The sequence below is a fragment of the Blastopirellula sediminis genome (genome assembly GCF_020966755.1).
Classification (GTDB): domain Bacteria; phylum Planctomycetota; class Planctomycetia; order Pirellulales; family Pirellulaceae; genus Blastopirellula; species Blastopirellula sediminis.
The window spans coordinates 872,447-898,187 of the sequence record NZ_JAJKFT010000010.1; the positions used below are offsets into that span (position 1 = coordinate 872,447).

24 protein-coding genes are annotated in these 25,741 nt (G+C 58.8%); 9 read left to right on the forward strand and 15 right to left on the reverse strand.

Going from position 1 to position 25,741, the window contains the following annotated elements; all coding sequences use genetic code 11:
- Window positions 1–10: 10 nt before the first annotated feature.
- The 4 genes from lepB to LOC68_RS15155 form a co-directional block, all read right to left on the reverse strand.
- On the reverse strand, window positions 11–1,159 hold the full coding sequence (gene lepB / locus LOC68_RS15140) for a signal peptidase I (RefSeq protein WP_230220255.1): 1,149 nt from the start codon (window positions 1,157–1,159) through the stop codon (window positions 11–13).
- Between the two features lie 313 nt (window positions 1,160–1,472).
- Complete coding sequence (fba, locus tag LOC68_RS15145) at window positions 1,473–2,489, reverse strand: class II fructose-bisphosphate aldolase (protein WP_230220257.1); 1,017 nt, start codon at window positions 2,487–2,489, stop codon at window positions 1,473–1,475.
- 139 nt (window positions 2,490–2,628) lie between these two features.
- The gene (locus LOC68_RS15150; RefSeq protein ID WP_230220259.1) at window positions 2,629–3,546 is read right to left on the reverse strand and encodes a hypothetical protein; all 918 of its coding nucleotides are present in this window, start codon (window positions 3,544–3,546) and stop codon (window positions 2,629–2,631) included.
- Between the two features lie 189 nt (window positions 3,547–3,735).
- Window positions 3,736–3,897, reverse strand: a complete 162-nt coding sequence (locus LOC68_RS15155; protein ID WP_230220260.1) for a hypothetical protein — start codon at window positions 3,895–3,897, stop codon at window positions 3,736–3,738.
- A gap of 160 nt (window positions 3,898–4,057) precedes the next feature.
- On the opposite strand from LOC68_RS15155, the gene LOC68_RS15160 reads away from it, so the two are divergent.
- Both LOC68_RS15160 and LOC68_RS15165 read left to right on the forward strand, forming a co-directional pair.
- Window positions 4,058–5,107, forward strand: a complete 1,050-nt coding sequence (locus LOC68_RS15160) for a lipid-binding SYLF domain-containing protein (RefSeq protein ID WP_230220262.1) — start codon at window positions 4,058–4,060, stop codon at window positions 5,105–5,107.
- A gap of 124 nt (window positions 5,108–5,231) precedes the next feature.
- Window positions 5,232–7,202, forward strand: coding sequence for a PAS domain-containing sensor histidine kinase (locus LOC68_RS15165; RefSeq protein WP_230220265.1), 1,971 nt, complete (start codon window positions 5,232–5,234; stop codon window positions 7,200–7,202).
- A gap of 2 nt (window positions 7,203–7,204) precedes the next feature.
- Here the strand turns inward: LOC68_RS15165 and LOC68_RS15170 are convergent, their stop codons facing one another.
- Entirely contained in the window at window positions 7,205–7,750 is a 546-nt protein-coding gene (locus LOC68_RS15170; protein ID WP_230225203.1) for a hypothetical protein, read from the reverse strand.
- Window positions 7,751–7,953: 203 nt separating this feature from the next.
- Between LOC68_RS15170 and LOC68_RS15175 the strand changes: the two genes are divergently transcribed.
- Together LOC68_RS15175 and LOC68_RS15180 are read left to right on the forward strand one after the other, a co-directional pair.
- Window positions 7,954–8,670, forward strand: coding sequence for a basic secretory family protein (locus LOC68_RS15175; RefSeq protein WP_230220267.1), 717 nt, complete (start codon window positions 7,954–7,956; stop codon window positions 8,668–8,670).
- Window positions 8,671–8,765: 95 nt separating this feature from the next.
- Window positions 8,766–9,275, forward strand: coding sequence for a hypothetical protein (locus LOC68_RS15180; protein ID WP_230220269.1), 510 nt, complete (start codon window positions 8,766–8,768; stop codon window positions 9,273–9,275).
- Window positions 9,276–9,315: 40 nt separating this feature from the next.
- Here the strand turns inward: LOC68_RS15180 and LOC68_RS15185 are convergent, their stop codons facing one another.
- The 4 genes from LOC68_RS15185 to LOC68_RS15205 all read right to left on the reverse strand — a co-directional run bounded on the left by LOC68_RS15185 (window position 9,316) and on the right by LOC68_RS15205 (window position 13,495).
- Complete coding sequence (locus LOC68_RS15185) at window positions 9,316–10,644, reverse strand: PhoPQ-activated pathogenicity-related family protein (protein ID WP_230220271.1); 1,329 nt, start codon at window positions 10,642–10,644, stop codon at window positions 9,316–9,318.
- 66 nt (window positions 10,645–10,710) lie between these two features.
- Window positions 10,711–11,157 carry a hypothetical protein gene (locus LOC68_RS15190; protein WP_230220273.1) on the reverse strand — a complete coding sequence of 149 codons (447 nt, stop codon included), beginning with the start codon at window positions 11,155–11,157 and terminating at the stop codon, window positions 10,711–10,713.
- Between the two features lie 64 nt (window positions 11,158–11,221).
- Window positions 11,222–12,253 carry a DUF1559 domain-containing protein gene (locus LOC68_RS15195; protein WP_261360163.1) on the reverse strand — a complete coding sequence of 344 codons (1,032 nt, stop codon included), beginning with the start codon at window positions 12,251–12,253 and terminating at the stop codon, window positions 11,222–11,224.
- A gap of 816 nt (window positions 12,254–13,069) precedes the next feature.
- Window positions 13,070–13,495 carry a DoxX family protein gene (locus tag LOC68_RS15205; protein WP_230220275.1) on the reverse strand — a complete coding sequence of 142 codons (426 nt, stop codon included), beginning with the start codon at window positions 13,493–13,495 and terminating at the stop codon, window positions 13,070–13,072.
- A gap of 202 nt (window positions 13,496–13,697) precedes the next feature.
- Between LOC68_RS15205 and LOC68_RS15210 the strand changes: the two genes are divergently transcribed.
- Window positions 13,698–14,312 (forward strand): hypothetical protein, encoded by a 615-nt coding sequence (locus tag LOC68_RS15210; RefSeq protein WP_230220277.1) that lies wholly within the window; start codon window positions 13,698–13,700, stop codon window positions 14,310–14,312.
- A 51-nt stretch (window positions 14,313–14,363) separates the two neighbouring features.
- On the opposite strand, the gene LOC68_RS15215 is transcribed toward LOC68_RS15210, so the two are convergent.
- The 5 genes from LOC68_RS15215 to LOC68_RS15240 form a co-directional block, all read right to left on the reverse strand.
- The gene (locus LOC68_RS15215) at window positions 14,364–14,777 is read right to left on the reverse strand and encodes a hypothetical protein (RefSeq protein WP_230220279.1); all 414 of its coding nucleotides are present in this window, start codon (window positions 14,775–14,777) and stop codon (window positions 14,364–14,366) included.
- A 57-nt stretch (window positions 14,778–14,834) separates the two neighbouring features.
- Window positions 14,835–15,752: a DUF1559 domain-containing protein gene (locus tag LOC68_RS15220; protein ID WP_261360164.1), complete on the reverse strand. Its 918-nt coding sequence runs from the start codon at window positions 15,750–15,752 to the stop codon at window positions 14,835–14,837.
- A 432-nt stretch (window positions 15,753–16,184) separates the two neighbouring features.
- Window positions 16,185–17,438 carry a serine hydroxymethyltransferase gene (locus tag LOC68_RS15230; protein ID WP_230220281.1) on the reverse strand — a complete coding sequence of 418 codons (1,254 nt, stop codon included), beginning with the start codon at window positions 17,436–17,438 and terminating at the stop codon, window positions 16,185–16,187.
- A 192-nt stretch (window positions 17,439–17,630) separates the two neighbouring features.
- Complete coding sequence (locus LOC68_RS15235; protein WP_230220283.1) at window positions 17,631–18,986, reverse strand: arylsulfatase B; 1,356 nt, start codon at window positions 18,984–18,986, stop codon at window positions 17,631–17,633.
- 96 nt (window positions 18,987–19,082) lie between these two features.
- The gene (locus tag LOC68_RS15240; protein WP_230220285.1) at window positions 19,083–19,973 is read right to left on the reverse strand and encodes a hypothetical protein; all 891 of its coding nucleotides are present in this window, start codon (window positions 19,971–19,973) and stop codon (window positions 19,083–19,085) included.
- A gap of 388 nt (window positions 19,974–20,361) precedes the next feature.
- Between LOC68_RS15240 and LOC68_RS15245 the strand changes: the two genes are divergently transcribed.
- Window positions 20,362–21,318 (forward strand): c-type cytochrome domain-containing protein, encoded by a 957-nt coding sequence (locus tag LOC68_RS15245; RefSeq protein ID WP_230220287.1) that lies wholly within the window; start codon window positions 20,362–20,364, stop codon window positions 21,316–21,318.
- A 157-nt stretch (window positions 21,319–21,475) separates the two neighbouring features.
- Here LOC68_RS15245 and LOC68_RS15250 read toward each other — a convergent pair whose 3' ends face one another.
- The gene (locus LOC68_RS15250; RefSeq protein WP_230220289.1) at window positions 21,476–22,375 is read right to left on the reverse strand and encodes a hypothetical protein; all 900 of its coding nucleotides are present in this window, start codon (window positions 22,373–22,375) and stop codon (window positions 21,476–21,478) included.
- A 153-nt stretch (window positions 22,376–22,528) separates the two neighbouring features.
- On the opposite strand from LOC68_RS15250, the gene LOC68_RS15255 reads away from it, so the two are divergent.
- The 3 genes from LOC68_RS15255 to LOC68_RS15265 all read left to right on the forward strand — a co-directional run bounded on the left by LOC68_RS15255 (window position 22,529) and on the right by LOC68_RS15265 (window position 25,707).
- Window positions 22,529–23,107 carry a hypothetical protein gene (locus LOC68_RS15255; RefSeq protein WP_230220291.1) on the forward strand — a complete coding sequence of 193 codons (579 nt, stop codon included), beginning with the start codon at window positions 22,529–22,531 and terminating at the stop codon, window positions 23,105–23,107.
- A 121-nt stretch (window positions 23,108–23,228) separates the two neighbouring features.
- A complete protein-coding gene (locus LOC68_RS15260; protein ID WP_230220293.1) occupies window positions 23,229–24,413 on the forward strand; it encodes a transglutaminase-like domain-containing protein in 1,185 nt (394 codons plus the stop codon).
- A gap of 46 nt (window positions 24,414–24,459) precedes the next feature.
- On the forward strand, window positions 24,460–25,707 hold the full coding sequence (locus tag LOC68_RS15265; protein WP_230220295.1) for a dienelactone hydrolase family protein: 1,248 nt from the start codon (window positions 24,460–24,462) through the stop codon (window positions 25,705–25,707).
- Window positions 25,708–25,741 lie beyond the last annotated feature (34 nt).

Here is a 25,741-nt window from a genome sequence, read left to right on the forward strand (position 1 = left end):
CGAAGGAACTTTAGTCCGGCCTGCTAGCGGGGACCATCCGGCGGGCGTCTTTCGCCGAAATCGGGCCGAAATCACGCGAATCTCGCGAAGCCAGGACATTATCCCCCAAAACGAAGTACGCGTCAGCAGGGATCTCGGTTTCAGGAAAATCGGCGTAGCGGAGATCCCGGTAGATTTTTAGCCCTTTCACCTGGCCGCTGCCTGCCAGGATCCGAACCGGCACGGCGGAGCAGTTGGCGAAATCCAGTTCCGTCGGCAACTCAACCCCACTGGTGCGTCCTTCCCCACCAAACTGTAGTTTGCCGTCGCAAAGCGCCGCATGGACTGCCAACTCTGGCGGCGGCGAGTGGCCCGAGCCCGATGACTCCAACGTGGTGGGGGGAGGTTCTTCGCCGGCTAAAATCCAGCGATACGTGGTTTCGAGGGAAGGATTGCTGCAAATCTGCTGGTCGTATCCATCAAAACCGAATCTCACTTCCAGCAGTCCGGCGGCTTGCCAGGTAAACGTGCAGATCAGTTCGTCGAGCGGATGGAGTTTGCCTGGCAAACCTTGGTTATAGGGATAGTCGTCCAGCGGCGGCGCGGCGCCTGCGATCTGAATTCCCTGGCTATGAACCTGGTGATGATATTCGGTCCAGCCGTCGCTCGAAATCTTGATTCGTGGGTCGTCGGCCAGAGGATCGCCAGCCTCGTAAATCGGAATCATGACCCGCGACAACTCTTCCCACGATTTGACGTATCGCTCGCCGTTGATCCAGAGATCTCCGTCGCGACACTCCACCGTTTCGCCCGGAAGTCCTACGACGCGTTTAACGACTTGCTGCGCGGGATTCTCGGGATCGGGAAACATCACCAGATCAAATCGCTCGATCTCGCCAGCTAGGGGCTTGATCGCGTCGCCGGGTTTCACATCGCCCGTTTTCACGGGAGCTCTGGCGCCGCAGTAATCGCAAACCGCCGTCGGAATCGGTCCGCGAGTCGCGTCGATCGCGAAAGTGTGCCCGCACTCGGGACATGCGACGTCATAGTGCGGCCCCAACAAAGCCGGCGCCATCGACGGCCCAGCAATGCGATAGGTCGGACGCTGCGCATAGCCGACGTACCAGCCGGCAACGGCCGCGATTGCGAAGAGTACGCCAAGTGCGAGGAGTCGTTTCATCTCTTCGATCGTAGCCCGAGGCGCAAGCCGAGGGAATGCGGAGCGAAGAAAAGCGGAAAGCGGAAAGCGGGGATCCGAAAGCGGCCAAGACCCCAAACACCAACCCGAGGCGCGAGCCGAGGGAAAGCGTTGTGCGGCGACGAAGGGGAACGAGTTCAATTCCAGCCGCGAACCGTAGAAAGTCATTACTCGCTGATCTCACCCACATTCCCTCGGCTCGCGCCTCGGGTTAGTAACCAACGCAAAACGCCCTGGTCGTGGGACCAGGGCGTTTTTCAGTTTTACAACTGTGGGTCGTGAATCGGCGCTGCGATTAGAACAGCTTGGCGTCGCGCATCTTGGCGGCCATGCCGGCTTGGCCGAAGGCGGTCATGCGGGCGATGCAGACTTGCTTCATCGCTTCACGGGCCGGCTTCATGTAAGCGCGGGGATCGAATTCCGACGGCTTTTCCATCAGCACCTTGCGGATGGCGCCGGTGATCGCCATGCGGTTGTCGGTGTCGACGTTGATCTTGCGAACGCCGCTCTTGATGCCGCGTTGGATTTCTTCGACCGGCACGCCGAAGGTTTGCTTCATCTCGCCGCCGTACTTGTTGATGATGTCCTGCAGCTCTTGCGGAACCGACGAGCTGCCGTGCATCACCAGGTGGGTGTTCGGCAACTTCTTGTGAATCGCTTCGATGCGGTCCATCGCCAACACTTCGCCGGTCGGCTTGGCGGTGAACTTGTAAGCGCCGTGGCTGGTGCCGATCGCGACGGCCAACGCGTCGACGTTGGTCAGCTTCACGAATTCGGCCGCTTCATCGGGATCGGTCAGCAGCTGATCGTGCGACAGTTCGCCGACGGCGCCGTGGCCATCTTCCGCTTCGCCGGTGCCGCTTTCGAGCGAACCCAAGCAACCGAGTTCCCCTTCGACGCCGACGCCCTTGGCGTGAGCCAGTTCGACCACCTTCTTGGTGACCGCAACGTTGTAATCAAAGTCGGCCGGAGTCTTGCCGTCTTCCTTCAGCGAGCCGTCCATCATCACCGAGGTGAAGCCGTTTTCGACGGCGCTCATGCAGGTTTCCGGGCTGTTGCCGTGGTCCTGGTGCATGACGATCGGAATCTGCGGATAGAGTTCCGAGGCCGCGATCATCAGGTGACGCAGGTAGTTGTCCTGCGAGTAGGCGCGGGCGCCGCGGGAAGCTTGAACGATCACCGGAGCGTCGATTTCGGCCGCAGCCTCCATGATCGACTGGATCTGTTCCATGTTGTTGACGTTGAACGCGGCGACGCCGTATTCGTTTTCGGCGGCATGATCGAGCAGGGTGCGGAGCGTAACCAGAGGCATAGACTTCTCTCCTCAGCAGAACTATTCGGACGCGCTAGAAGCGAAATTGCCGCTCGTTTGCGCCCTGTGGTAAGTAATTTCCGTGATTGAATCGCTCGATTATCAAACTGCAGGAGCGTTCCGGTCAATCCCCCGGAAATTAATCAAACCTCACGGAGCTATAGCTTTCCGTAGACTCTGCTTTAACGGGCGAAATCTCCCCTGGCTCGGGAGTTTTTTCTACTTCGCCGGCAAAAAGTCCGTCGGTTTGGCTCGCCGCCAACCGGATCAAGAGTACCTGACGGCGCCCATCGGAGCGGGTAAAGAACGATTTGCCGACCCCACGCAGCTCGTCGGTGGCGCCCAAAATGAGCGTCTCGCCGGGGGACATGATCGCCTTCATCGTCAGATCGGTGAGAGGTTCCGAGCGGGGTTTGGCCGCCAATTGAAAGACGCCGTCGCCGCTGGAGGAGAACTCGCGCTGCGGCTGGCCGTGTTGGATCTCGGGAATCAGTTCAATCAGGACGCGACCGTCTCCCTGCGGATAGGTGAGAATCGCGAAGCGGCACTGCGCCTGGTAATAGGTCTCGCCGGTTACGGCGTCTCCTTCTTTGACGAAGCAGGTCAGCTCCGGCATCACGTCCGACGCGACCAGCTCGCCCCGTTTCCCTTTGCGGAAACGGCGCTGTTCGGCGATCGGGACTTCGCCATCTTTGATTAAGACTGACGATTGTCCGTTGAGACCTTCCTTGCCGGAACTCGCCGCCAACAGATCGCGGATTTGCTGCGGCAAGTGATAGTTGATCAGCCCGACGCGAATCCCGTTTTCATACAGACGGCTGCGCATTGTGGCCGGCATGAATTGCTCATCGACTTCCAACCACATCTGCGCGACGGCGTCTTCCTGCACGGTCGGAATACGGACCTTGGTCGTTTCGAGGATAACGGTGTCGTCAGAGAGATTGCCGGAGGGCAACGTCGAGGGCTCGGTCGTCTTGTCGTTTTGCCACAGCGCGCAGCCGCACACGCAAGTCGCGAGCAGCGCCACAATCGACAAACGATAGACCGGCGGGAACATCCTCGGTTCAATCCAGGAGACAAGGTTGCTAGCTGCAATGGGAATGAGTTCACCATGCGGCCGGAAAACCGCCGCAGCGAAATCTCGCGAGGAGAGTACGTCCCCAAGCGGAGTTGGGTCAACAGCAACCGCCCCGAAAACATCAATAGTGGGGGATGTAAGATGCGACGCGCCGGTTGGCGTTTCGGATTAGAAGTCGCTCTGCTGGAAATCTTGACCGGTCGAGCTGCTCCAGCGATCGCTGCTATCCGCGGCGCTATAAGCGCCCCCCAAGAACCACTCGCAGACCGCGCAGCCAGGCAGCGTGGTGAGAAGGAGCAGCAGCAGAATGACGAGCGTGATTTTCGACATAGGGGGATCATCGGCATATGCGAGGGGGAAATCAATGGGAATCGCTCCCTCAAACGCCGCTGCTAGCGAAGATTTCTCTGTTTGCCCTGCAACCCAAACCGGGTAAATTGCCGTACCAAACGATGGGAGACACCCAGTGCGACGAACAAGGAGGATTCGCATGAACTATGCAAACCTGACGCTAGCGGCTCTTTGCACGGTCGCCCTGTCGGTCGGTACGCCGGCCATGGCCCAATCGCTCGAATCGCAAACGGTCGTGCAAGCGACCGGCGTGTTGAATGAAATCATGCAGATCCCGGCCAAAGGGATCCCACATAAGATGCTCGCCGATGCCCAAGGGCTGGTGATCATTCCGAACATGATCAAAGGGGGCTTCGTCGTCGGCGTCCGTCATGGCAACGGCGTCGTGATGGTTCGTGATGCGAACACCGGCGGTTGGACCGCTCCGCAGTTCGTCAGCATGACCGGCGGCAGCGTCGGCTGGCAGGTCGGCGTTCAATCGACCGACGTTATCCTCGTCTTCCGCACGCAGAAAAGCGTGCAAGGTTTGCTGCAAGGGAAGTTCACCTTGGGAGTCGACGCCGCGGCGGCCGCTGGTCCGGTGGGACGTCAAGCTTCGGCCGGCACCGACCTGGAGCTGAAGTCGGAGATCTACTCGTACAATCGGAGCCGCGGGCTCTTCATCGGCGCGTCGCTTGACGGCAGCGCGTTGCAAATGAACCAGGCCGCGACGCAGGCCTACTACGCCAACGGCGTTCCGCCGGAAGCGAACGAACTGGTCGCGACGGTTCTCAGGTATTCGGCGCCGGTCCCGGCCGGCATGACGGTCGTTGGAGAACAACAGCCGCAGATGCAGTTGAGCGGTCCGTCTCCGGCCGTGGAAACGGTCGGCCAAGCCTCGGAGCATCTGAACCAGTTGCAAGCCGAAACCGCGTCAGCCTCGCAGCGTCTGGCCGCCGTGCTCGACGACAACTGGCGCCGCTATCTGGCGCTGCCGGCCGAAGTCTATACGCCGGGTCGACAACCGTCGCCGCAAGCGCTGGCCTCGTCCCTGGAAAACTTCCGCCGCGTCATGGCAAATCCGGAGTACGCCCAACTGTCGCAGCGGGCCGATTTTCGTTCGCTAGTCGCGTTGCTGGAGCAGTACGCGGCCGCTCTTGCCCAGCCGGTCGCTGATAATGGGCTGCAATTGCCTCCTCCACCGATGTAATCGAGCGTAAAGCGACAGAACTTCGCGGAGATCCGTACCCCTCGGGGTACGTAATTCCGAAGACTTGCGGTTAGAATGTTAGGTACCCTTTCCCCAACATGCCGCCGCAAGTTCGATTAACGCCGTGGATTCGCAAAACCCCGAAAATCTCATCGCTCAGCTGCGCGAGCGGTTGAATGAAGCTGAGTCGAACCGCGCCGAACTGGAGCGCGAGAACCGCGAGCTGCGACAACAAGTCGCAGCGCTCCGCGGTTTGGCCGACAATCTTCCCTGCTTCCTCTTCCAGACGAAGAACAAAGTCGACGGCAGCGAGCTCGAAATGCCCTTCGTCGGCAATGGCATTACGCGTTTCGGCTATACGCCGGAGCAGGTCTACCAACGTCCTGAGTTGATGATCGAAATGATCCATCCGGACGATCGCGAGCTCTACTTCGCCAAGGCCGACGCCTGCTTGAAAGATCCGAGCCTGCCGTTCGCGATCGACATGCGAATTGTCGCTCCCGACCAAAGCGTCCACTGGGCCCGCGTCCGCTCCAACGCGATGCGTCTTTCGGACGACTTTCTTTCGTACAACGGCGTCTGCATTGACGTCACGGAAGAGAAAGAAATTGAGGCGGCCCTGGCCGAATCGCAGTCGCAATTGAAGTTGGCGCTGACTCCGCCGCACGTCGGGGTTTACTTTTGGGACATCCCGACGAACAAGGTGACGATTACCGGAAAGCATTTTCCCGTTTACGGTCGCCAGTTCGAAGACGATGCAATGAGCCTTGACGACTTCTTCAATGCGATGCATCCGGAAGATCGCCCCAGAACGAAAGAAGTCCTGAAAGAAATACTCGCTAACCAAAACACGTATGAAGTGAATTATCGGGTCATCTGGCCGGACGGATCGATTCACCACCTCTCTGATCGCGGCGTCGTCATTCGCAATGACAAAGGCCAGGCGGTGCAATTCTGCGGCGTCTGCTGGGACGTGACCCATCTCGAACAGTCGCGCGGCGAACTGGAAACGAAAGTGGTGGAAGCGAGCGCCGAGATCGACGCGATGGCTGCACGCTGGCAAGCGATGAGCGACTGCTCGCCCGACTTCCTGATGACGCTCGATCGCAATGGCCGCACGCAATACATCAATCGAACGGCGGCGGGAGTGACGCGTGAGCAAGTCATCGGCAGCCCTATGATCGACTTTGCGACGCCGGAAGATCGAGATTCGATCTTGGAGAATCTGAAAGCGACGCTCGAACGGGGCGAAATGAAGCAATGGGAAACGAGCTTTCCCTACGAGGGGGGCGTGCTCGACCTGCTTGTCCGCTGCGGACCGCTGATCCTTGACGGCGAAATCCAAGGGGCGGTGATCGCTTCAACCGACGTTTCGGAACTGCGGCGAACGCAGCGAAGATTGGCGCACGACGAACAACTGCTGCGTGAGCTCTGGCAACTGCAGGAAAAAGAACGCCAACTGACGGCGCTGGAGATTCACGACGGGTTCGTGCAGTATGTCGTCGGCGCCCAATTCGCGCTCGACGCCGTTCGCTATCGGTTGCAGGATGAGGGTCACCCGGCTTTGGAAGATCAAGCCAAAGGACTGGAGATGCTCCGTTCGGCGATCGTCGAAGCCCGCCGCACCATTAGCCGTTTACGTCCGCTGGTGATCGACGACGACGGTCTGGTCGAGGCGCTCCGCTACTTAGCGGCCGAGGAGCAGGATCGGTACGGATTCGACGCCACGATTGACTGCGAGGGAAAATTCGAAGACCTCGATCCGTTGCTTACCGGCGCCATGTTCCGCATCGTTCAGGAAGGGGTCTCCAACGTCCGTCGACACAGCGGTACGTCGCACGCCGACGTCGCGGTGCGCCGGAAAGGGGATCGCCTCGAAATCGGAATCAACGACCGCGGTAAAGGCTTCGACCTGAAGAAAGTCTCCAACGAACGCTTTGGCGTTCGCGGCATCATCGAGCGTGCGCGACTCTTCGGCGGATCGGCGAAGATTGACAGCTCGCTCGGCAAAGGGACGCGGATCTTCGTGCAACTGCCGACGCTGGCGCGGCAAACCGAGTTGCACGCGCTTCAGCAATCGATGACGCAGAAGTAAGACTAGTGCTGCGGAGCCATCGGCGGACGAATCGGTCCCGGGCCGCCGCCGAACGGCAACCGCGGATTCTGAATCATCTTCACCGGTTGTTCGCTCGCTGCGCGCGATTGCAGTTCGGTGCGAAGGCCGTCTCCCGTCGGTATCGGTTGCGGTCCGAAGCCATACCCGGCGCCATAACCAATTCCTGCCGGATAATATCCGCCGGGATAGCTGTAGGGGACGCCGTATCCGATCGGTCCGTAACCAATTGGCCCGATGCCGACGAAGCCGCCGTATCCCAGGCCATAACCGCCGCCCCAATAACCAAATCCCGGTCCGTTGCCGAAGTCGCCCCCCCAGAAATTCATCGCCGGCATCGGCGCGTTATAGGGCGCGAGCACTTCGGGCGTTTTGCCGCGGCGTTCTTTGTCGGACTGGCCCGCCATCATGAACGAGTAGAAATTGTCGTCGCTTTTGGTGGCGTCGCCGTCTTGCGCAAAAATTTCTGCCGACCAAAGCAGCGTCATCGCTACGCAAAAAATCGCAATGCGGTTTTGAGTCGCGAACATGATTGTCGTCCCGGTTGGTGAAAAACTACCGTAGGCGAGGGTGATTTCCCCTCTATCGAAAGCTTAGCTCGCAGTTTGCGCGCAGGTCGGAACAAATCGATTTTTCCGGAGACTCCTTTAATTTCCTGTCCAGTGCGCCCGTCTTGGCTATGATCAGTATGATCTTTGCGCGGTCTATCCTCAGGAACAGGGAGAAACGTCTCGTGATCTTGCGTACTGCTTGCCTTACCTTGCTGCTGTCTCTGACTCTGGCGCCAACCTATTGCCGCGCCGCCGAAGACCTCGCGAAGAAATGGTATCCCGCGACCGCCAAGGCGCCGATCACGCCGCAGTTCGTATTGGTCGCCGACGAAGCAGGCGACGACGAACAAGCGAAAGCGTGGGGCGAAGAGGCGAAGCGACTGTGCGATCAATGGTTCCCGATCATCTGCCAGTTGCTCGACACCGAAGATTGGACGCCGCCCGAGCGCGTTGAATTGGTGCTGAAGAAACAGCAAGACGCCCCCGGCGTGACGATCGGCCAGAACATCTACATCAGCATGCCCTGGATCAAATCGCATCCCGAAGATTTTGGGATGGTGATCCACGAACTGACGCACGTCGTGCAGTCGTATCCGCGGGCTCGCAACAAGCCGGGCTGGCTGGTTGAAGGAATCGCCGACTACATCCGCTATTGGAAGTACGAAGCGGAACGCCCTCGCTATCCGCTGAATCGCGATCGAGCCAAGTACACTGACGGCTACAACAACACCGCCGCGTTCCTCGCCTTTCTGACTTGGAAATACGATCGCCGCATCGTGCCGAAATTGGACGGGGCGCTCCGCGGCCGCGAGTATAACGAGAAGATGTTTGAGGAGCTGACCGGCAAAAGCCTTGACGACTTGTGGGCCGACTTCATGGCCAACAATCCCATGGCGTAAACTGAAGCGGAATCGCGTTTTGGCGGGGCGAATCTACGCGTACAATAGGCGAGATTCCGACTTCTTCGATTTGGACTTACCCTGGGACTTTTGCGATGCGTTTGGACTGTCGACTTCTCCTCTGCTTCTGTGTGCTCGTTAGCGCTGGTTGCGTTCCACCCCAGCGCGCTTCTTCGCCCGCCGCCTCCGCCGTCGCCATGATCAACGAAACGGCGGTGCTGACCGAATCGGGGGCCGCGTGGGGAAGAGTGATGGGGCCTTGGTTCCAGGGAGAAGCGGTCGACCTGGACGCCGCCGACCAGGCGCAAGCGAACCTGGACACGACGCTAAGCGGCGTCCGCGCCAAGATCGAAGCGATGCCGGCGTCGAACGACGCCGGAGTCGCCAAGTTCCGCCGTGACATGCTGGAGTATCTTGAATTCCAAGCGAAGGTGAACCGCGAAGTCGGCAGCTATGTTGCGATCGCCCACGAAGAAAACCCAGCCTCGCAGGCGACCAGGGAGCAAGTGTCGATTTCATTCCGTGCGATCAACGACGAGGAAATCGCGTGGAAGAGCCGGCTCCACGACGCCGCTCGCAACTTGGGCGTCACGATTATGGAGTGATTTCTCCCTCATCGCTTCGCCTCTTGCCTACGTGGAAAACCTACTGACGACGAATCTGCGTCGTCAGCGAATAAACGTGCCCTCCCAGCTCGTAGCGAGCTTCGGCGTACATCGCGATAAAACCTTCCGCCGGAAGATCGACGCTGACCATGTAGCCCCCTTCTGTCGCTTGGATCGGCGTCGCCGACCACTTCGACGGGCGAAAATCGCCGTCGCTGGAGGTCGCGGACCAAAGACGAACTTCCTTCGGCGTCACGTCGCTCTGCACGTTCAGCGTGATCTTGCGATCGGCTTCGCCGTATTGCCACTGCAAATCGGGCATCGGCTTTTCATCGGCCACATGTTTGACGAAGGCGACCAGCGTGGTTAGCGCCGTTTCGACTCCTCCCTCTAGTCCATGCCCGGCGTTCGGGATGTACAGAATGTGCTTTTGCCCGGACAAGCCGTCCCAGTAGATATTGAGGGCGTCGACGACCCAGTACGGATCATTGGTGCCGTTGATGATCAGCTTCGGCAGCGTCAACTGCGAGCGATAGGTGTAGGGATCAACCCATCGCCAAAGGGGAACTTCCGGTTGCTCCTGCATCACGCGGACCAGACCTTTGCTGGTGTAGTCTTCGATCTGCGGGCTGTACTTTCCCCAGACGTCGATCTGGTGCTTCATCTGCGGCTGGAAGTTGAGAGTATCGATCACGATCGGCGCAATGCCGGCGACGCGCGGATCGGCCACCGCCGTCAGCCAGGTGGTCCAGCCGCGCTTTGACGCGCCGGAGACGACGAACTTCTCGACCTTCCCATCCCACTCCTGTTTGGCGACGGCCTGCATTACGTCCATCGCGCGAACGGCGCTCTTGGCCATCGGGAAGAGGAGCGGCCATGTAGCATCTTTGGAATCGAGATACCGCAGGAACGATTCGGTGATCAGGTCATCTTCCACACGATCGCCGAGCAGCGGTTGATTCGGCACTTGCAGCAAATAGCCGACGCAAACCCCGCCGGCGTTGGCCATGCGTGCGCCGGCGATCATGTCGCCGCTCCGCAACTTGCCGCCGATTCGGCCGCCGGTGATGAAGAGGAGGGCATGTTCGGGATGGGCGAGTTCTTTTGGTTCGAAGATCGCCAGCGTGTGAGTCCAGGAGATCCCTTGCCAGGTTTGCGAAGTGAATTCGACCTCGTGCAGTCGCCCCATCGCCAACGGCAGTTCAGTCGTTTTGACCAACTTCCAGGTAAAGCTGTCGTCCGCTTTGGCGACATAGTCTTGGAGCGCCGTTGGGGTCGGATCGGCGATCGACTCGGCCCAAAGATGCCGCGGAGCGGCGAATGCGAACGTGAGCGCGACAAACCAACAGACGACCCGGAGGCGAATCATAGACGGACTTTCCAACGAAGGAGGGAAGAATGCGGCGAAGCGGATTGGGAGCGTTTGCGACGACGCTTATTTCGTCGTCAGCGCGATCGTCCCCATGTCGATCGGCTGGTCATCGGCGATCGACAGTTTGATGGGAGACTTCTCTGGTTTCATGTAGCGGTTCTTCAAGCGATCAGGACCGACGAAGCCGGCCGAAATTGCGTTGTACTTGCCCCAGAAAAACGTCAGCGAATAGTCGCCGGGAGGAACACCATCCCCATCTTGATAGGTCGACAACTGAAACGCTCCGTCCGGACCGGTCAGCGCTTGCGTGACCGAAGGATGCTCGGGATCGATTCCGTCGGCCGGGTGACACTTGATCACGATGGGACTGCCGGGGGCGGCGCCATCCACGGTAACCTTACCCAAGACTTTGGTCGTCGGTTTCGCGTAATAAGCGTGCTCTTGATGGCTGCACCCACCGGGGAAGAGAGCTGCGCCGGCGAGCAGCGCAGCGAATTTCCAATTGCTCATTCAACCTTTCCTCAAGGAGGTGAAAAACGGCAAAGTAAGAGAGGCCGCGCGCTACGGCAAATGACTAGTAGTCGCCGATGACTTCCCCATTATTCAGCGTCACCAGCGATGCGAAGGTATACGACGCGATCGTCGAAGGAATAAAGCGAACCGATCCGTCGCACATCAGGAAATTGGCGCCGCCTGGGTGAAACGAGTAATAGCCGACGCTTCGTCCGTTGGAGCAATTGATGATGCACGGGCCGCCGCTGCCGGTAAACGAACCGTCGTACAGCGAGCCTTGCGCCCAATGTTCGCCGATCAAGATATCTCCCCAAGCTCCCCCTTGCGCCGGACCAGCCGCCGCAGTAAGAGTTGCGTCGATCTTTCGCAGCTTGTAGACGTTCGATCCGCCAAGTCGTTCGCCGACCAGAAAGGTGTTCGACGTGCCGTCGACAATATTTGCGATCCGCGGACACGAGCTCTTGCCGCCGTAACCAGTCTGCCAAAGAACGCCGCTCCGATTCGTCGCCGGATTAGACGCATATGCGACCGCGGCGAAATCGCCCCGAATGCCGCTGGTCGCACAGTAATCGCTACGCGCGGCAGTCCAGGTTAGATCGAGCGGCGGAACGCCGGTATCAAGCGAGCCGGCCGGAACGCCGTAGTTATGGATGGTTTCTTCGGCCGCGGAGGGGCACATGAACGCATCGATCGGAGTCTTGATTACCTCCAAGTTGGCGGTCGCCGCAGCCGCCGGAAAGCCGATTGCAGCGGCCTGGTCCATCGCCGGAACGCGCGAGTCCCATTTGTCGTCCAGCGCCGTTTGTTCCAAGTAGGAAAGGATCTGAAACGGCCAACCCGATCCATTCAAGTCGCCGGTAATGTTCCAGCCGAACGGGAAGCATTTGTACGTGCCGTGATAGTTGTGAAACGCCAGACCTTGCTGCTTGAGATTGTTCAAGCATTGGCTGCGCCGCGCCGCTTCGCGGGCTTGCTGCACCGCGGGCAACAAGAGAGCGATCAGAACTCCAATGATCGCAATCACCACCAAGAGTTCGACCAACGTAAAACCGTTACGTCGGTTCACGGAAGCGCACGCGCGATGCCAGATCATAACGCCGTTCCTTGATCAAGTTGTAAGGAGAAGAGAGGGAGAATAGCGGACAAAACGTCACACGACCGTGAGGCCCCGCTTCGCTTTCGCCTTTGGCTATTGAAGGGAATCGTTTGAAATTGAGCAAGCGAAATCTAAGCGCACTGGATCAAATTGATTCATTTCAAACCGAATGCGGCGAAACTTAACAAGATCCATGCGTGATCGTTTCATTAGAAACAATTCGCCTGCATCACAAACGCTTCCTGGTTTGCGATGTACTCAATGCGCTCACGAAGAAGAAGAGGCGACGTCAAATACCACGTTTCGGGCAACGTGAATCGTCATCGTCGCTGCGCTTTCCACGCAATTAGAAGTTGGAGGACGCGCAAAAAAACAGGACGTGCGAAAAGCAAGCTCTTCGCACGTCCCGATTGAAACCAAATCAGATCAAAAAAGGATCCAATGTGGCAGTGGGGCGCCTACCGGCAACCCGCCGGCAGCCGTTAGGCGTCACCACCTCTTCGGCTAATACAGACAGATTCCACTGAACCACCTCCTTTCCACTAAAGCCACCCCAGCCTCTGCCGATTAAGCCTGTTAGACGGCGTCGGTCTGGGCTCTAGTAAATTGCGTCGCGTCAACGCAACCCGATAACTCAACTTTGCACCACTTGGTTGTCTTCTGCAAGAGCAATTTTCGCAGTGGCACTTACGTAGACAACCCAACTTGGGATGGGTTCGCGCCCGCGGAGAAATCTTTCGCCGAACGTAACTGCCAATCTACCAACGACTTTCAAACAGCTGGGCAAATCCGCGTACAGAAAGTTCGTTTTCATCAGACAAATCGAAACGGCAGCATCCTCCACAACCGCTGATCCCGCAGATAGAGCCCGAGCCAAGCCATGACCGGCAGGATCACTTGCATCGTGAAGTCTTCTCCCTTCAGCCAATGGACGCAGATCGCGCCTCCCATGTATCCGGTCAGCAGAATCGCCCCCAGCATCGAAGTCGGCGGAATCAAATAAAGGACCGCACAGGTCGTTAGCAAGATGCCGAGGGGCAGCAGTTTCTCTACCGGGAAACCACCTTCCTCCATCTGCTTGACCACTTCCGGATCCAACTCTCCGCCCAGCGCCATCGACAGCTTCATCACGCCGGCCGCCAAAAACGCCAACCCCGCCAGAACGCTGATCACGCGTCCGATCCAGACGGCGATCATGTTCGGCTTCGGTTTCTCCATCGCAGTTTCCGATTCGCTCATCTTTATGCCTTTGTGCGTGAAGGGGATGATCACTGAGCAGCAGGTCCCGCAGTATAGCGAGCGGGGAAAGCGCGACGCAAACAAACGGAACAACGGCTTTTCCCGTAATTCTCGCTCGCCGGCGCGAACCGGTTGCGGCACGTTCCTCTCTCTCACCTTCCTGTACATTGCCGACTTCGGATCTCGCTGGTGAGGTGACCCCATGAACTACAACCCAGACGCATATGGATATCGGTTGGCCGACGGTTCGTACCAACTCGAAGGCTTCTCGTTCGATTTCCACGGCGGCAATGCGACTTGCAGCGTCGTCCCAGAAGGTCTCGCCTGGGGCGAGATCGGCAACCAACCGCAAAACGTCGTCTACTTGACGCTTCGCCTTTCAGGCGACGAACTGGACCACAACAACAACCTTCGTCACCTGCAATATCATGCCGGGATCGACCTCCCGTTCTATTGCTTGAACAAGTTGCTCGAAGATATCGATGCGCTGCGCAGCGGCGAAATGGAAGAGTTGACGTTTCCATCCAACGTCAAGCAGTTGGAAGCGCGGACCGAGTTCGCGATTCGTCATGACCCGCAGTGGGGACATTCCTGGATGCTGCATTTCAGCAGCAGCTTCCCGGTTGATTGGAAGAAGAGAAATGTGCCGATTGCCTGGGAAGTCGATCAGCCTCCAGGACCGGAAGAATCGCGACACGATCCGTTCGCACTGAAGTTGCTCGTTCGCTTTCCAATCGACGACGAATCGTTGGCGATCGCGCGGGATCGTTTGCGGCACTTCATCCATTGGATTGGCGATAAGGCGCCAGGCTGTTAACACAAAAAAAGAGCCCCAACACGGGGCTCTTTTGCTGCCTACTTGCGTCCACTATTCCAATTCAAAGACCAGGTCATCGTTCCGCGCCGGCTCGACGTCGACCTTGAGTTTGCTTCCTTCGTTATGCTTGCTCGGGATCGACGCTCGCTTTTTGACGTGGCCGGTGCCGTCGTCCATTTTGATCATCTGGTCAGTTTCCCACGAGCCGTAGATCTCGATCTTCTTCACCCCGGCGGTCGACTCGCCGCTGAACTTGCCGGCGACAATTTCACAGGCGCAAGTCGGCCCACTCCCCAGTTCGGTCGTATCCGGAACAAAGATGATGCGCCCGCTTTCGACCGGCTTTCCTTGGTAAGTCACCAGACCGGAAACCGGATAGGTCGACGGACCGCTCTTCGTCTGGCAACCGCTCATCAGCAGCACCGCCGCCAACATCATCGCGACGCAATATTTCCCCAGCGTCATGAATTCTAAACTCCCCAAGTTGCGAACACGGACTGGAACGACTCGGCTTCGGCGACCTTACAGTTCGCCGAGCACCTGGCCGTCATTACGATTGCCAAAGCGATTCCAGGTCGTCAGATCGACCGTGTCGCCGACAAAGCTGACCGACGCGTCGGCCCGGCCAACCAGCACGCCGCCGGGATGATAACTGCGAGCGTTCATTCGCAACCATTCGTTCGAGTCGACCGCCGGAGCGTGCGGCAGGTAGTCGACCAGCGCTGAGAAATTACCGGCGTCCGGCGCAGCGCTGTTCGGCGTGTCGCGCAGCGCGAGCGTCGCGTTGGCGGTTCGCCAGCCGATCATGTAGTAGGCGCCGCGACGATCGACGTCGTCGGGAACCAGCACGATCTCGCCGACCATCGCAACATTGCTCGTCCCGTCGATCACGTCGGCGATTCGCGTCCGCGAAGCGACGTAGAACATGCCGTTGGCGTTACGTTCGTTATCGCGGGCCTTCAAACTTTGACCGCCCCCGTGCGCGACGACGTAATTGCCATGAAAACCGCGGATTGAACCAACCTTCGGATTCGCCGGATCGGACGGACACATAAAGCCGTTGACGACCGTCGCCCGTTGGGCGAATTCCCACGGAACTCGGCCCGCCTTGATGTCGGTTTGAACCGAATCGGAGAGGGCGGTCTGTTCGACGAACGGCAAGATCGTTTGGAACCAGCAATAGCGGAGCGGATTGTCGTCCGGGTCCGAGTCGTCGAGCCCGACGAAATATCCCGGCGGAAAACGACCGTTGACGTCGTGATAGTTATGCAGCGCCAAACCGATCTGTTTCAGGTTGTTCGTGCACTGCATCTTGCGAGCCGCTTCGCGGGCCTGCTGCACCGCCGGCAACAACAGCGCGATCAACACGCCGATAATCGCAATCACCACCAGAAGTTCGACTAGGGTAAACCCAGCCTGACGCCCCATCCGCGAAACCATGATGCTTCTCCCCAGCCGACACGCGAAAACAGGAATGAGATAAGTCCGTTGAGAGCAGGGCGTAGATAATACAGATCGCCTCTAGACTCTCTTTAAATCGAAAAAGATATTAACAAAGCCTTGTTTGCCGCGGAATGAAGAACAAGCTCCGTTGCGAACGCCGATCACTCGGAAAAATGCCCTTAGAGAGACATTCAGCGCCCTTGTCGCGCGACGACAGCGCAGATTTGAACTCTGAGTTTGGCGCGTTCTGCGCTAGAGTCGAGTTTTCGCCGGTTTAATGTGGGGAGAAGCAACCTAGATCGCCGTTGCGCAATCCTAAATTCACGAAATTTTTCCGTGACAAACCGAGCAAAGTATTTCCCGCAACACAAAAAAAAAGAGCCCCATCACGGGGCTCTTTTCGTTGCGTTCAAGTTTGTCGTTCGAGCGTTAGCTCATCTCAACCGGAGCGGCCGGAACAGCGAAGTTCTTGCAGAGCTCCAGCACTTCGGCGCGGATCGCGGCGTGGGTCTTGTCGTCTTCCGGCGACTTCAGCGCCTTCAGGATCCACTCGCCGACCTGCTTCATTTCGGCTTCCTTCATGCCGCGGGTCGTCAGGGCCGGCGAACCGACGCGGATGCCGCTCGGGTCCATCGGTTTGCGTTCGTCGAACGGAATCATGTTCTTGTTGACGGTGATGCCGCAGTGATCGAGCACCGCTTCGGCGATGGCGCCGGTCGTGCCGATCGAGGTGACGTCCATCAGCATCAAGTGGTTGTCGGTACCGCCGGTCATCAAGCGAACGCCGCCGCTCATCAAGGTTTCGGCCAGCGCCTTGGCGTTGGCGACCACTTGCAGGGCGTAGTCCTTGAACGACGGCTGCAGCGCTTCGCCGAAGCAGATCGCCTTCGCCGCGACAATGTGCATCAGCGGACCGCCCTGCGTGCCGGGGAAGACGTTCCGATTGATCAGCTTGGCGTGCTCTTCCTTGCAGAGGATCAAACCGCTGCGGGGACCACGCAAGGTCTTGTGGGTCGTCGTGGTGACGAAGTCGGCGTACGGCACCGGGCTGTTGTGGACGCCGCCAGCGACCAGACCAGCGTAGTGGGCCATGTCGACGAACAACTTGGCGCCAACTTCCGCGGCGATTTCGGCGAACTTCACGTGCGGGATTTCACGCGGGTAGGCGCTCGCGCCGGCGACGATCAGCTTCGGCTTGTGCTCACGCGCCAGCTTGGCGATCTGATCGAAGTCGAGACGCTGCGTTTCGCGATCAACGCCGTAGCTGATGAAGTTGTAGAGCTGCCCTGAAACGTTCAGCTTCATCCCGTGGGTCAAGTGACCGCCGTGGGCGAGGTCCAAGCCGAGGATCGTGTCGCCCGGCTCAACCGCGGTCAGATAGACGGCGAAGTTGGCCTGCGAACCGGCGTGCGGCTGAACGTTGGCGTGTTCGGCGCCGAACAGCTCTTTGGCGCGGTCAATCGCGAGTTGTTCGACGACGTCGACAAATTCGCAACCGCCGTAATAGCGACGGCCCGGGTAACCTTCGGCGTACTTGTTGGTCAGAACCGATCCGGCGGCCTGTTGGATGGCGGCGCTGGTGTAGTTTTCCGACGCGATCAGTTCGAGCCCTTCCGCCTGGCGGCGCTGCTCGTGAGCGATCGCTTCCCAAACCGCGGGGTCATTCTGCTTAATGAAATTCATGGCGCTTTGAAGTTAGCGGGGCGAAACGAAAAGGTCGCGATTGGCCTTAAGCGTCCTAAGCAGCGACCGAGGAATCCGTCATTGTCGGGGGGAGGCCCCGATGCGTCAATCGCCCGGCCGGCGGGAAAAGCGGCGCAGTCGCCCCGAAAGTCGAGGAGAACAGACGCAAATCGCCCAGAAATTGCAGCTTCCTTACTTCGCTTCGCCCCAGATGGCCGGCGCCTGGTAGTCTTTCGGCTGCGGACCGGCGTTTTTGGCCGGAGCCGCAGCGGCGGCCAGCTGGTCGAACTTGGCTCGCAACTGCTCCAGCTTTTTCACGTTGGTCTTCGCCAGGTTTTTCTGCTCTCCCAGGTCCTGGCTCAAGTTAAACAGCTCCACCTTTTCCTTCGGCTTGCCGATGTTGTGGACGACCAACTTCCAGTCTCCCACACGAATCGCCCCTTCGGTCGGCGTGATGTTGCAGACGATCAGGTCATGGGGCGAAGGTTCGCCGGCGGTGATCGTCGGCCAGATGTTCTTCCCGTCGAGCGGTTTTGCCTGCTCGAGCGAACCGCCGGCTAGTTCGATCAAGGTCGGGTACCAATCGACGATATGCATCGGTTGATCGACCACCGTTCCCGGCGCGATCTTTCCTTTCCAGGATGCGAACGCACAGACGCGGACGCCCCCTTCATACAGTTCATGCTTGCCGCCTCGCAGCGCTCCATTGTCGGTCAGCTTCCCTGGCTCTGGTCCGCCGTTGTCGCTGCTAAAGATGAAGAGGGTATCGTCGAGCATCCCTTGCCGCTTCACTTCGTCGACGATCTGGCCCACTGCTTCATCCAAAGCGGCGACCATCCCGGCGTACGCCTTCCGTCGCTGCTTCATGTCGCCATACGGTTCGGTGTAGCTATCCGGAACTTGCAGCGGCGAGTGGACCGCATTAAACGGCACGTAAAGAAAGAGCGGCTTCTTCTTGTCGCGATCTTGAATCAGGCGAACCGCTTCCTTCGCAATCAGATGCGTCGCGTACCCTTCGTCTCGATTGACCTGGTCGTCTTTGTGCCAATCATGGCCCCCGTCCCGATCGTGGGTGAAGTAGTCGAGCGCGCCGTTGTAGTGACCATATTGATGATCGAACCCGCGCTCGGTCGGCAGGTAGTCGCGGCTGAGATGCCCCAGATGCCATTTGCCGACGATCGCCGTTTCGTAACCGGCGTCATGCAACGCTTCGGCGAGCGTCCGTTCTTCGAGCGGCATTCCATAGTCGGCCCAAGGACGAATCACGCCGACCTGCAGGCCATACCGAATCGGATAGCGCCCCGTCATCAGCGCCGAACGCGTCGGCGAGCAAACCGGCTGCACATAAAACTGCTCGAGCTTGGCGCCGCTGTTGGCGAGCGCGTCCAACTGCGGCGTCTTGATCGGACTACCACGCCAACTGACGTCGGCCCCGCCCAGGTCATCGGCCAAAAGAAAGATGATGTTGGGGCGAGGAGCGTCGGCGGCGAATGCGACGTTGGCGCCAATCAACAGCAACAGGACGACGGCGAAAGGACGAGCGAGCATGGCAAGTCAGCAGAGCAGGGGAGCGGGACGGGGAATTCTTCGACTCCAGTCTAAACCGCCCATCGGCGGAAAAGTAGCGGCACGCTCGCGGCCAACCTACTTCAACGCCTCCAGAACGTCATCGGTCGTCAGTTTCTTAAAGTTCCCCCGTCTTCCTTTTCGGGCGTCGTCGATCCAGTGATCTTGAGCGACCACTTTGAATTCGTCCGGGGCAACCGGCTCGTTCGCTTCCAGCAAAACGATCTCATGAAAGGCAAGACGTTCGATCTGCCCGTCGGCATTGTATTTCGCCCTGGCCAAACGCTGCGGCAGCGCGACTCCTTTGTGAACGACTTGCCCGTACTGGTAATACTCTTCCACGACCTTCCCGTTGGCATCAAAACGCTTTCCGCTAAGCGGAACGTTCGTTTTGTTGTCGATCGTCCACTCGTATCCCTGGGCGGTTACGCGACTTTGCTGGTCGTCGATCGGCGTTACGGTCAACTGACTTGGGTCGGCATTCAGATCGCGGTAGCAAAGATCGCGCAGCTCGGGGTTGTGGCCGCTGAATCTGCCGCCGGCGTCTTCGATCATGATTTGATGCGGCTCATCGAGCTTCAGCAGCGTCGTCTTCGGATCGAAATAGAGCGTTTGCTTTTCCCCCTTATGAATCACATCCAACCGCAACCGATCGCCGGCGACGGTCATACGGACGTATGCGGTATAGAGATAGGGCGATTCACGAAACTTCGCCGTGACCAGGTCCGGCAGTGTCCGCTCCATCGCGCCGGGAGCGCCAAAGACTTCCCGAAATCGGGTCGCGTTCGGCAACTTGCCTGGGGGCCAATCTTCCATCGTGCAGAAGTAGCGAAACTCGACCGTCGCCGACTTCACCTCGGTCTGCAGCTTCTTCCAACTAGCGGCGACCTCTTCCGCCGTTGGGGGCGCAGCATCGGCCGCTACGGTCAGCAAAACAAATGTCGCCAGGAAAGCGAAGATCCGGAACATCGTTCACCCTTTCGGTTTCGGGAAGCGGTCAGAGCGTCGGCTCGGTTCAGGATACCCGACCTCACGTTCGATCGGCCAAGTGATTTTGCCGGAAAGGGGGAAAAGAAAGCCGCCCAGGCGTCAAGAAAAAAAGAGTGTTATTAACACGAAATTGAGAATGGTTTCCGTCGTTTGAAGTTCTTTGTGGGATTGGACTTGCAAAAAACCAATTCTTTGCCGATACCCGCAACTTTCGGCTTGGACTTCATCCCTTTTTGGTTTCCAATCGCTATAAAATAGACTACGTTGAAGGTCACCCACCGCGATTATGATCCCGCCTAAATTCACCGCAGCATTTGATCGCCCTGCCTTCCAAGCTGCGGTATTTCACCGATTTCTAGGAAGCGCTATGTATCTTCGCATCCTGTTCGCCGTTCTGCTTAGCCAGACCCTGTTGGCCGCCGCCCAGGCCCAAGAGATCGTGAACTTTGCGCGCGACGTCCAGCCGATTCTGGAGGCGCGCTGCATCGAGTGCCACGGCCCCGACAAGGCGAAGAACGACTTCCGCGTCGATGAAGAAGATTCCATGACCTCGTACGTCGAAGCCGGAGACGTCGAGTCGAGCTCCCTCTGGACCGACTACCTGGTGACCGACGACCCCGACATGAAGATGCCGCCCCCCTCTCCGTCCCATCCTGACGGCTTGTCGGCCGCCGAATTGGCGACGATCAAGCTGTGGATCGAAGAAGGGGCGAAGTATGATTGGAAGACCGCAGCCCCTGTCGCTCCGACACCGGTTGCGGCGACGGCGGCCCAAAGCACGATGGAAAAGCTCTTCCTGCTGCACGGCATGTTCCACCCCGCTTCGACCCACTTTCCGATCGCGCTGCTGTCGATGTCGATGGTCTTTTTGGCGCTGTCGTTCATCTTCGGCAAGCCGCTTGAATCGGCGGCGTTCCATTGCCTCTGGGTCGGAGCGCTGACCGCGATTCCGGCCTGCGTCATGGGTTGGGCCTACGCCGCACATGAAGGGTACGGCAATCCGTTCTCGCTCAACTTCATGGACAGCGGCATCGACCGCCATCGCTGGCTCGGCGTCGCCGTCACGGTCTTCGCCCTGGTGATGATTCCGGTCGCGTACTCCGCCTACAAGCAGGAAGGGAATTTCCGCAAGAAGATGATCTGGTTCATCGGTTGCTGCCTGGTCGCGATGGCGACCGGCGCGGTCGGTTTCCAAGGGGGCGAATTGGTCTACGGCGAAGGGCACTACCTGAAAGAGTACGATCGCATGTTCCCCGCCGCACAGCCGACCGCCGAAACGGAACAAACCGCCGCCGCAGCGAATACGGTCGCCAAGCAGGACTAGTCACCGCGATCTGGGTGCCGTTGCCACGTCTTCGTGGCAATGATTGCGGTCTCCAACGCGAATGATCAAACCTCGGGATTTGAGCTGATAAAGGGATTCAACCTTAATCTCTAACTCACGCTCATTCATTGCCACGAAGACGTGGCAACGGCACCCTTTAGTCGTTCTTCTTCGCCGACCGCTCTAGCGCCTGACGGCGAATATCCGCACGAGCCTTATCGAGCCGCTCCGGCCATGCGAACTTCGGAGCGGCGGTCGGATCATAGCCGGCCAGATGGTCTTTCAGACGAGTTAGCGGCTTGGTGTAGACCAGCTCGGTATCGCCGAACGCCTCTTCGCACATCTTCGCGAGGCCTGGATCGTACTCACGCAGCTCTTCGCGGGTGTCGACATAATTGTGATCATGGTCCGGCGGGCGATTGTTGTTGAACCACGATTGCACTCCTTCGGCGAAATACTCGTGGTGATTCACCGACGCGTATTTCCCTTCCCACAGTTTCGCCTCCATCGCTTGCTGGTACGTCGCTTTCAACCGGTCGTCGAAGGTGGGATCAACCCGGACCAGGCCCCGCAGATGCATGTTGTGGGCGAATTCATGGATCAAGATGCACTCGGCGACGTACGGATCGCCGGGGTAGCCGAGCAGGTTTTCTTCGCCGCACGTGCAATAAGGATCGGTCTGCGAACCGCCGGTGCCGCGGGCTCGCGCGTCCCAATAATCTTTCGGCTCGAAATGGGCGAACTCCGGCAGGTCGGTCGTGTATTGATCGCAACCGATGATCAGCATCCGCGACCCGCTGCTGATCATCGCGTTCTTCACGTCGGGACGATTCGCCAACATCTGATCGATCAAGAACGCCGCTTCCTTCAGTGCGTAGTCGCTGACCGACGCCGCGGCCAAGATCGGGTAGCCGCCGGCGTCGACATACTTGCCATAGAATGGATCGGCCTTCAGCTCCGCAGGGGGCGCGGTAACGACATACCCTTCGCCGCTCCATGCGGTCGTCGGCGCCAGGGCCGCGATCAAAAGAAAGGCGGCTTGAACTCGTCGCATCATCGGTCCTCTCTTGTCGGGGCGGCGAACCTTCCGGCGGGAAAGCCGCCGCGTTCGCCAAATGGACATTGTCCACAATAGCATAGAAGAATAAAACGAACTGGCTTCGATGTCAAAACTTGGGGCCGGTTTCGGTCCGCTGCCGCCAAATCTACAATGCCTACACAGCGATTCGAGGTCACCACGGAGAGCGGCATGGGTTGGGGGGATTGGTGGAAGCGGCTCTTTGGAGGGTCGGCTTCGCAAAACGAAACCGTCCTGTTCTACGACGTCGAAGTGGGAAGAGCAGTCTGCATCCCGAAGCGTGAACTCCGCCCCGGCGCCGTCGAAGTCCAAATCCAAGGGATGGACGATCTGGTCTGGATCTTGCCGGACCAAGTCAGCGCCGGCCCGATCCTGCACGAGCCGTTCGACGAAGAAGTTCGCGACTGCATCCGCGAAATCCAAGCGACCTTCGCCGAACATTACTCGCTCAGCTTCGACCAGTGGGAAGAAGGTTTCCGCCGCGATACCAACCCGGCCCAAGAGATCGCCCTCTGGCTGCACGCTGGCGAAGTCTATCGCCACTTCGCCGCCGACGAACCATCAGCCGATCGCCGCCAAGACATTTACCGCTGCATCGCCGCCTGTTTGACGGCGAGCGCTGACAACGTCTGGAACGTCCTCGAACCGCAAGTGCTGACGCGCGAGGAAGCGGAGCAGGTGGTGAATCGGTATTACCAGAAATCCCCTTAGGTTGGCGGATGCGGGTGCGTCTGGCGCTTGGATTTCGAGCCGATCCAGCTTATAAGGAGTTGGTCCTTTCTACTCGCGCGGCAAGCGTCCATTCACGCCGATCACGGCAGCAGAAAAATTCATGGTGAAATGTAATTTCTTGGCGATCAGTTTCTGCGCGCTAGTGCTACTGACGAGCGTCAATCCGCTGCTATCCGCCGACAGTTCAACGCACTGGTGGAATGCCGACGTCGACAAGGCGCTAGCCAGCGCCGGAGAGAATCGTGCCGAGCTTCAGCAGGCGCTGGAGCAAGTCCCCGCCGAGCAGCGCAAGGGGATGGCGTTTCTGATTGCCAACATGCCGGACCAAGATCTTCGCGAACTGCCGAGCAGCTTCCTGCTGACGAACTGCCGCTTGGCCTATGAAACGCGAAGCGCCGCTCCCTGGGGCAAATCGATTCCGGAGGGTGTCTTTCTGAATGACGTTCTCCCCTACGCCAACTTGGATGAAGAGCGCGACGATTGGCGACTTCGCTTGCACGCGCTCAGCATGCCGATCATTCAAGGTTGCAAAACTCCCTCTACGGCGGCGCTGAAGTTGAACAAAGAGTTGTTTCCGCAACTCGAAGTGAAATACTCAACCTCTCGACGCGCTCCCAACCAGGGGCCGGCCGAAACGATGGAAAGCGGCGTCGCCTCGTGCACCGGGTTGTCGATCCTGCTGGTCGACGCTTGTCGTGCGGTCGGGATTCCGGCCCGCGTCGTCGGCACTCCGCTGTGGACCGACAAACGGGGCAATCATACCTGGGTCGAGATCTGGGACGACGGTTGGCACTTTACCGGCGCTTGCGAAGCAGGCGACGCCAACAGCTTGGACGAGGGCTGGTTCGTCGGCGATGCGGCGAAGGCGCAAGAGGATGTCGCCGAGCATGCGATCTATGCGGCCAGCTTTCAGAAAACGCAAACCCCTTTCCCCATGGTGTGGGCCGACAAAAACAACAGCGTGTCAGCCGTCAACGTGACGCGCAGCTACGCTCCCAAGCAACCGGTCGAATCCAAGACCGCGAAACTTTGGGTCCGAGTGGTTCGATCGCCGCGCGAACGAGCCGCCGTGCCGGTCGAGATTCGCGTTCCTGACGGCAAAGAACCGCTGCGAACAGGGATTTCCAAAGACGAAACCGCCGACCTGAACGACTATCTCGAATTTGATCTCCCGCCTGGGCGAGAGTTCGCCATTCTCGTCGCAGGAACGCGACGCGTCATCAAGTCGCCGGCCGCCGGCGCAAGCTTGCTGATTGAGATTCAGTTGCCGACCGATTCGAAGTAGTCGCCGCTTCGCGTTTCATTTCCTCTCTTTTTCAGAAACGTCGCTGATGCCATCTCGAAGTTGGATTGCTCTCACGTGCGTCGCTTTCGCTTTGGCCGCAGTTGGCACAAACGTCGCTGCGGAAACGTCGGCGGAAGCGGTCGCCGCGCTCGAGAAGCGATTGAAGCCTTCCTTAGAGTCGCTCGCCGCCTTAAAGACCGAAAGCTTCGCCGAATCGCCGCTCTCCAAGCGCGACGCCGCCGTCGCTCGCAAGCTAATCTGGAACGCGTATGCGGAAGCGGTTCGCAAAGAACGAACCCAGGAGATCCAGGACAAAGTCATCAAAGACGGCGACTTGGAAATGCGTTTCGATCTGAAGACCTTCGGTAAGAAACCTCGCTCCGGTCATAGTCTCTGGATTTCGCTGCACGGCGGCGGTGGAGCTCCCGCGGCGATGAATGACCAGCAATGGGAAAACCAAAAGCGGCTCTATTCGCTGGAAGAGGGCGTTTACGTCGCCCCTCGTGCCCCGACCAATACTTGGAACCTGTGGCACGAACCGCACATCGACCGGATGTTCAATCGCCTGATCGCAGACCTAATCGTGACGCACGACGTCGATCCCAATCGGGTCTACCTCCTGGGTTACTCGGCTGGCGGCGACGGCGTTTATCAACTGGCGCCGCGGATGGCCGATCGCTGGGCGGCCGCTTCGATGATGGCCGGGCACCCCAACGGAGTCTCGCTCCTCTCGCTGCGCAACACGCCGTTCGCAATTCACATGGGAGGAAACGACGCCGCCTACAATCGCAACAAGGTGGCGGCGGAGTATGGCCAGAAGCTGGACGCGTTGCAAAAGCAAGATCCCGATGGGTATGTCCATGAAGTCCAGATCTACGAAGGGAAGGGGCACTGGATGGATCGCCTCGACGGTCAAGCGTTGCCCTGGATGGCGCAGCGTACCCGCAATCCGCTTCCCACGCGGGTCGTCTGGAATCAAACCGGAACGCCGCATCAACAATCGTATTGGCTCGCCGTTCCGAGCGGCGCCGAAAAAGTCGGCAGCCTGGTCGTCGCCGATCGCCAAGGCCAGACGATTGAAATCACCCAAGCGGAGAACGTCCCGAATCTTCTGGTCCGTTTGGACGACCGGATGGTCGATCTCGATCAGCCGATCGAAGTCAAACAGGGATCGCAGACGATTTACCAAGGGGTCGCTTCACGAACGATCGGCACGATGCTGCGCACGCTGCTCGACTACGGCGATCCAGAACTGACGTTCGACGCCGAAGTCAGCGTTCAACTCGCCAACTAGCGATCTCGCGTACTCCATTTACCTTCACGCCCTT

What these genes read in the sequence shown, in the direction of transcription:
- lepB (WP_230220255.1), bottom strand. Translation starts at nt 1,159, where the DNA reads ATGAAACGACTCCTCGCACTTGGCGTACTCTTCGCAATCGCGGCCGTT.
- fba (WP_230220257.1), bottom strand. Translation starts at nt 2,489, where the DNA reads ATGCCTCTGGTTACGCTCCGCACCCTGCTCGATCATGCCGCCGAAAAC.
- LOC68_RS15150 (WP_230220259.1), bottom strand. Translation starts at nt 3,546, where the DNA reads ATGTTCCCGCCGGTCTATCGTTTGTCGATTGTGGCGCTGCTCGCGACT.
- LOC68_RS15155 (WP_230220260.1), bottom strand. Translation starts at nt 3,897, where the DNA reads ATGTCGAAAATCACGCTCGTCATTCTGCTGCTGCTCCTTCTCACCACG.
- LOC68_RS15160 (WP_230220262.1), top strand. Translation starts at nt 4,058, where the DNA reads ATGAACTATGCAAACCTGACGCTAGCGGCTCTTTGCACGGTCGCCCTG.
- LOC68_RS15170 (WP_230225203.1), bottom strand. Translation starts at nt 7,750, where the DNA reads ATGTTCGCGACTCAAAACCGCATTGCGATTTTTTGCGTAGCGATGACG.
- LOC68_RS15180 (WP_230220269.1), top strand. Translation starts at nt 8,766, where the DNA reads ATGCGTTTGGACTGTCGACTTCTCCTCTGCTTCTGTGTGCTCGTTAGC.
- LOC68_RS15185 (WP_230220271.1), bottom strand. Translation starts at nt 10,644, where the DNA reads ATGATTCGCCTCCGGGTCGTCTGTTGGTTTGTCGCGCTCACGTTCGCA.
- LOC68_RS15190 (WP_230220273.1), bottom strand. Translation starts at nt 11,157, where the DNA reads ATGAGCAATTGGAAATTCGCTGCGCTGCTCGCCGGCGCAGCTCTCTTC.
- LOC68_RS15195 (WP_261360163.1), bottom strand. Translation starts at nt 12,253, where the DNA reads ATGATCTGGCATCGCGCGTGCGCTTCCGTGAACCGACGTAACGGTTTT.
- LOC68_RS15205 (WP_230220275.1), bottom strand. Translation starts at nt 13,495, where the DNA reads ATGAGCGAATCGGAAACTGCGATGGAGAAACCGAAGCCGAACATGATC.
- LOC68_RS15210 (WP_230220277.1), top strand. Translation starts at nt 13,698, where the DNA reads ATGAACTACAACCCAGACGCATATGGATATCGGTTGGCCGACGGTTCG.
- LOC68_RS15215 (WP_230220279.1), bottom strand. Translation starts at nt 14,777, where the DNA reads ATGACGCTGGGGAAATATTGCGTCGCGATGATGTTGGCGGCGGTGCTG.
- LOC68_RS15220 (WP_261360164.1), bottom strand. Translation starts at nt 15,752, where the DNA reads ATGGTTTCGCGGATGGGGCGTCAGGCTGGGTTTACCCTAGTCGAACTT.
- LOC68_RS15230 (WP_230220281.1), bottom strand. Translation starts at nt 17,438, where the DNA reads ATGAATTTCATTAAGCAGAATGACCCCGCGGTTTGGGAAGCGATCGCT.
- LOC68_RS15235 (WP_230220283.1), bottom strand. Translation starts at nt 18,986, where the DNA reads ATGCTCGCTCGTCCTTTCGCCGTCGTCCTGTTGCTGTTGATTGGCGCC.
- LOC68_RS15240 (WP_230220285.1), bottom strand. Translation starts at nt 19,973, where the DNA reads ATGTTCCGGATCTTCGCTTTCCTGGCGACATTTGTTTTGCTGACCGTA.
- LOC68_RS15245 (WP_230220287.1), top strand. Translation starts at nt 20,362, where the DNA reads ATGTATCTTCGCATCCTGTTCGCCGTTCTGCTTAGCCAGACCCTGTTG.
- LOC68_RS15250 (WP_230220289.1), bottom strand. Translation starts at nt 22,375, where the DNA reads ATGATGCGACGAGTTCAAGCCGCCTTTCTTTTGATCGCGGCCCTGGCG.
- LOC68_RS15255 (WP_230220291.1), top strand. Translation starts at nt 22,529, where the DNA reads ATGCCTACACAGCGATTCGAGGTCACCACGGAGAGCGGCATGGGTTGG.
- LOC68_RS15260 (WP_230220293.1), top strand. Translation starts at nt 23,229, where the DNA reads ATGGTGAAATGTAATTTCTTGGCGATCAGTTTCTGCGCGCTAGTGCTA.
- LOC68_RS15265 (WP_230220295.1), top strand. Translation starts at nt 24,460, where the DNA reads ATGCCATCTCGAAGTTGGATTGCTCTCACGTGCGTCGCTTTCGCTTTG.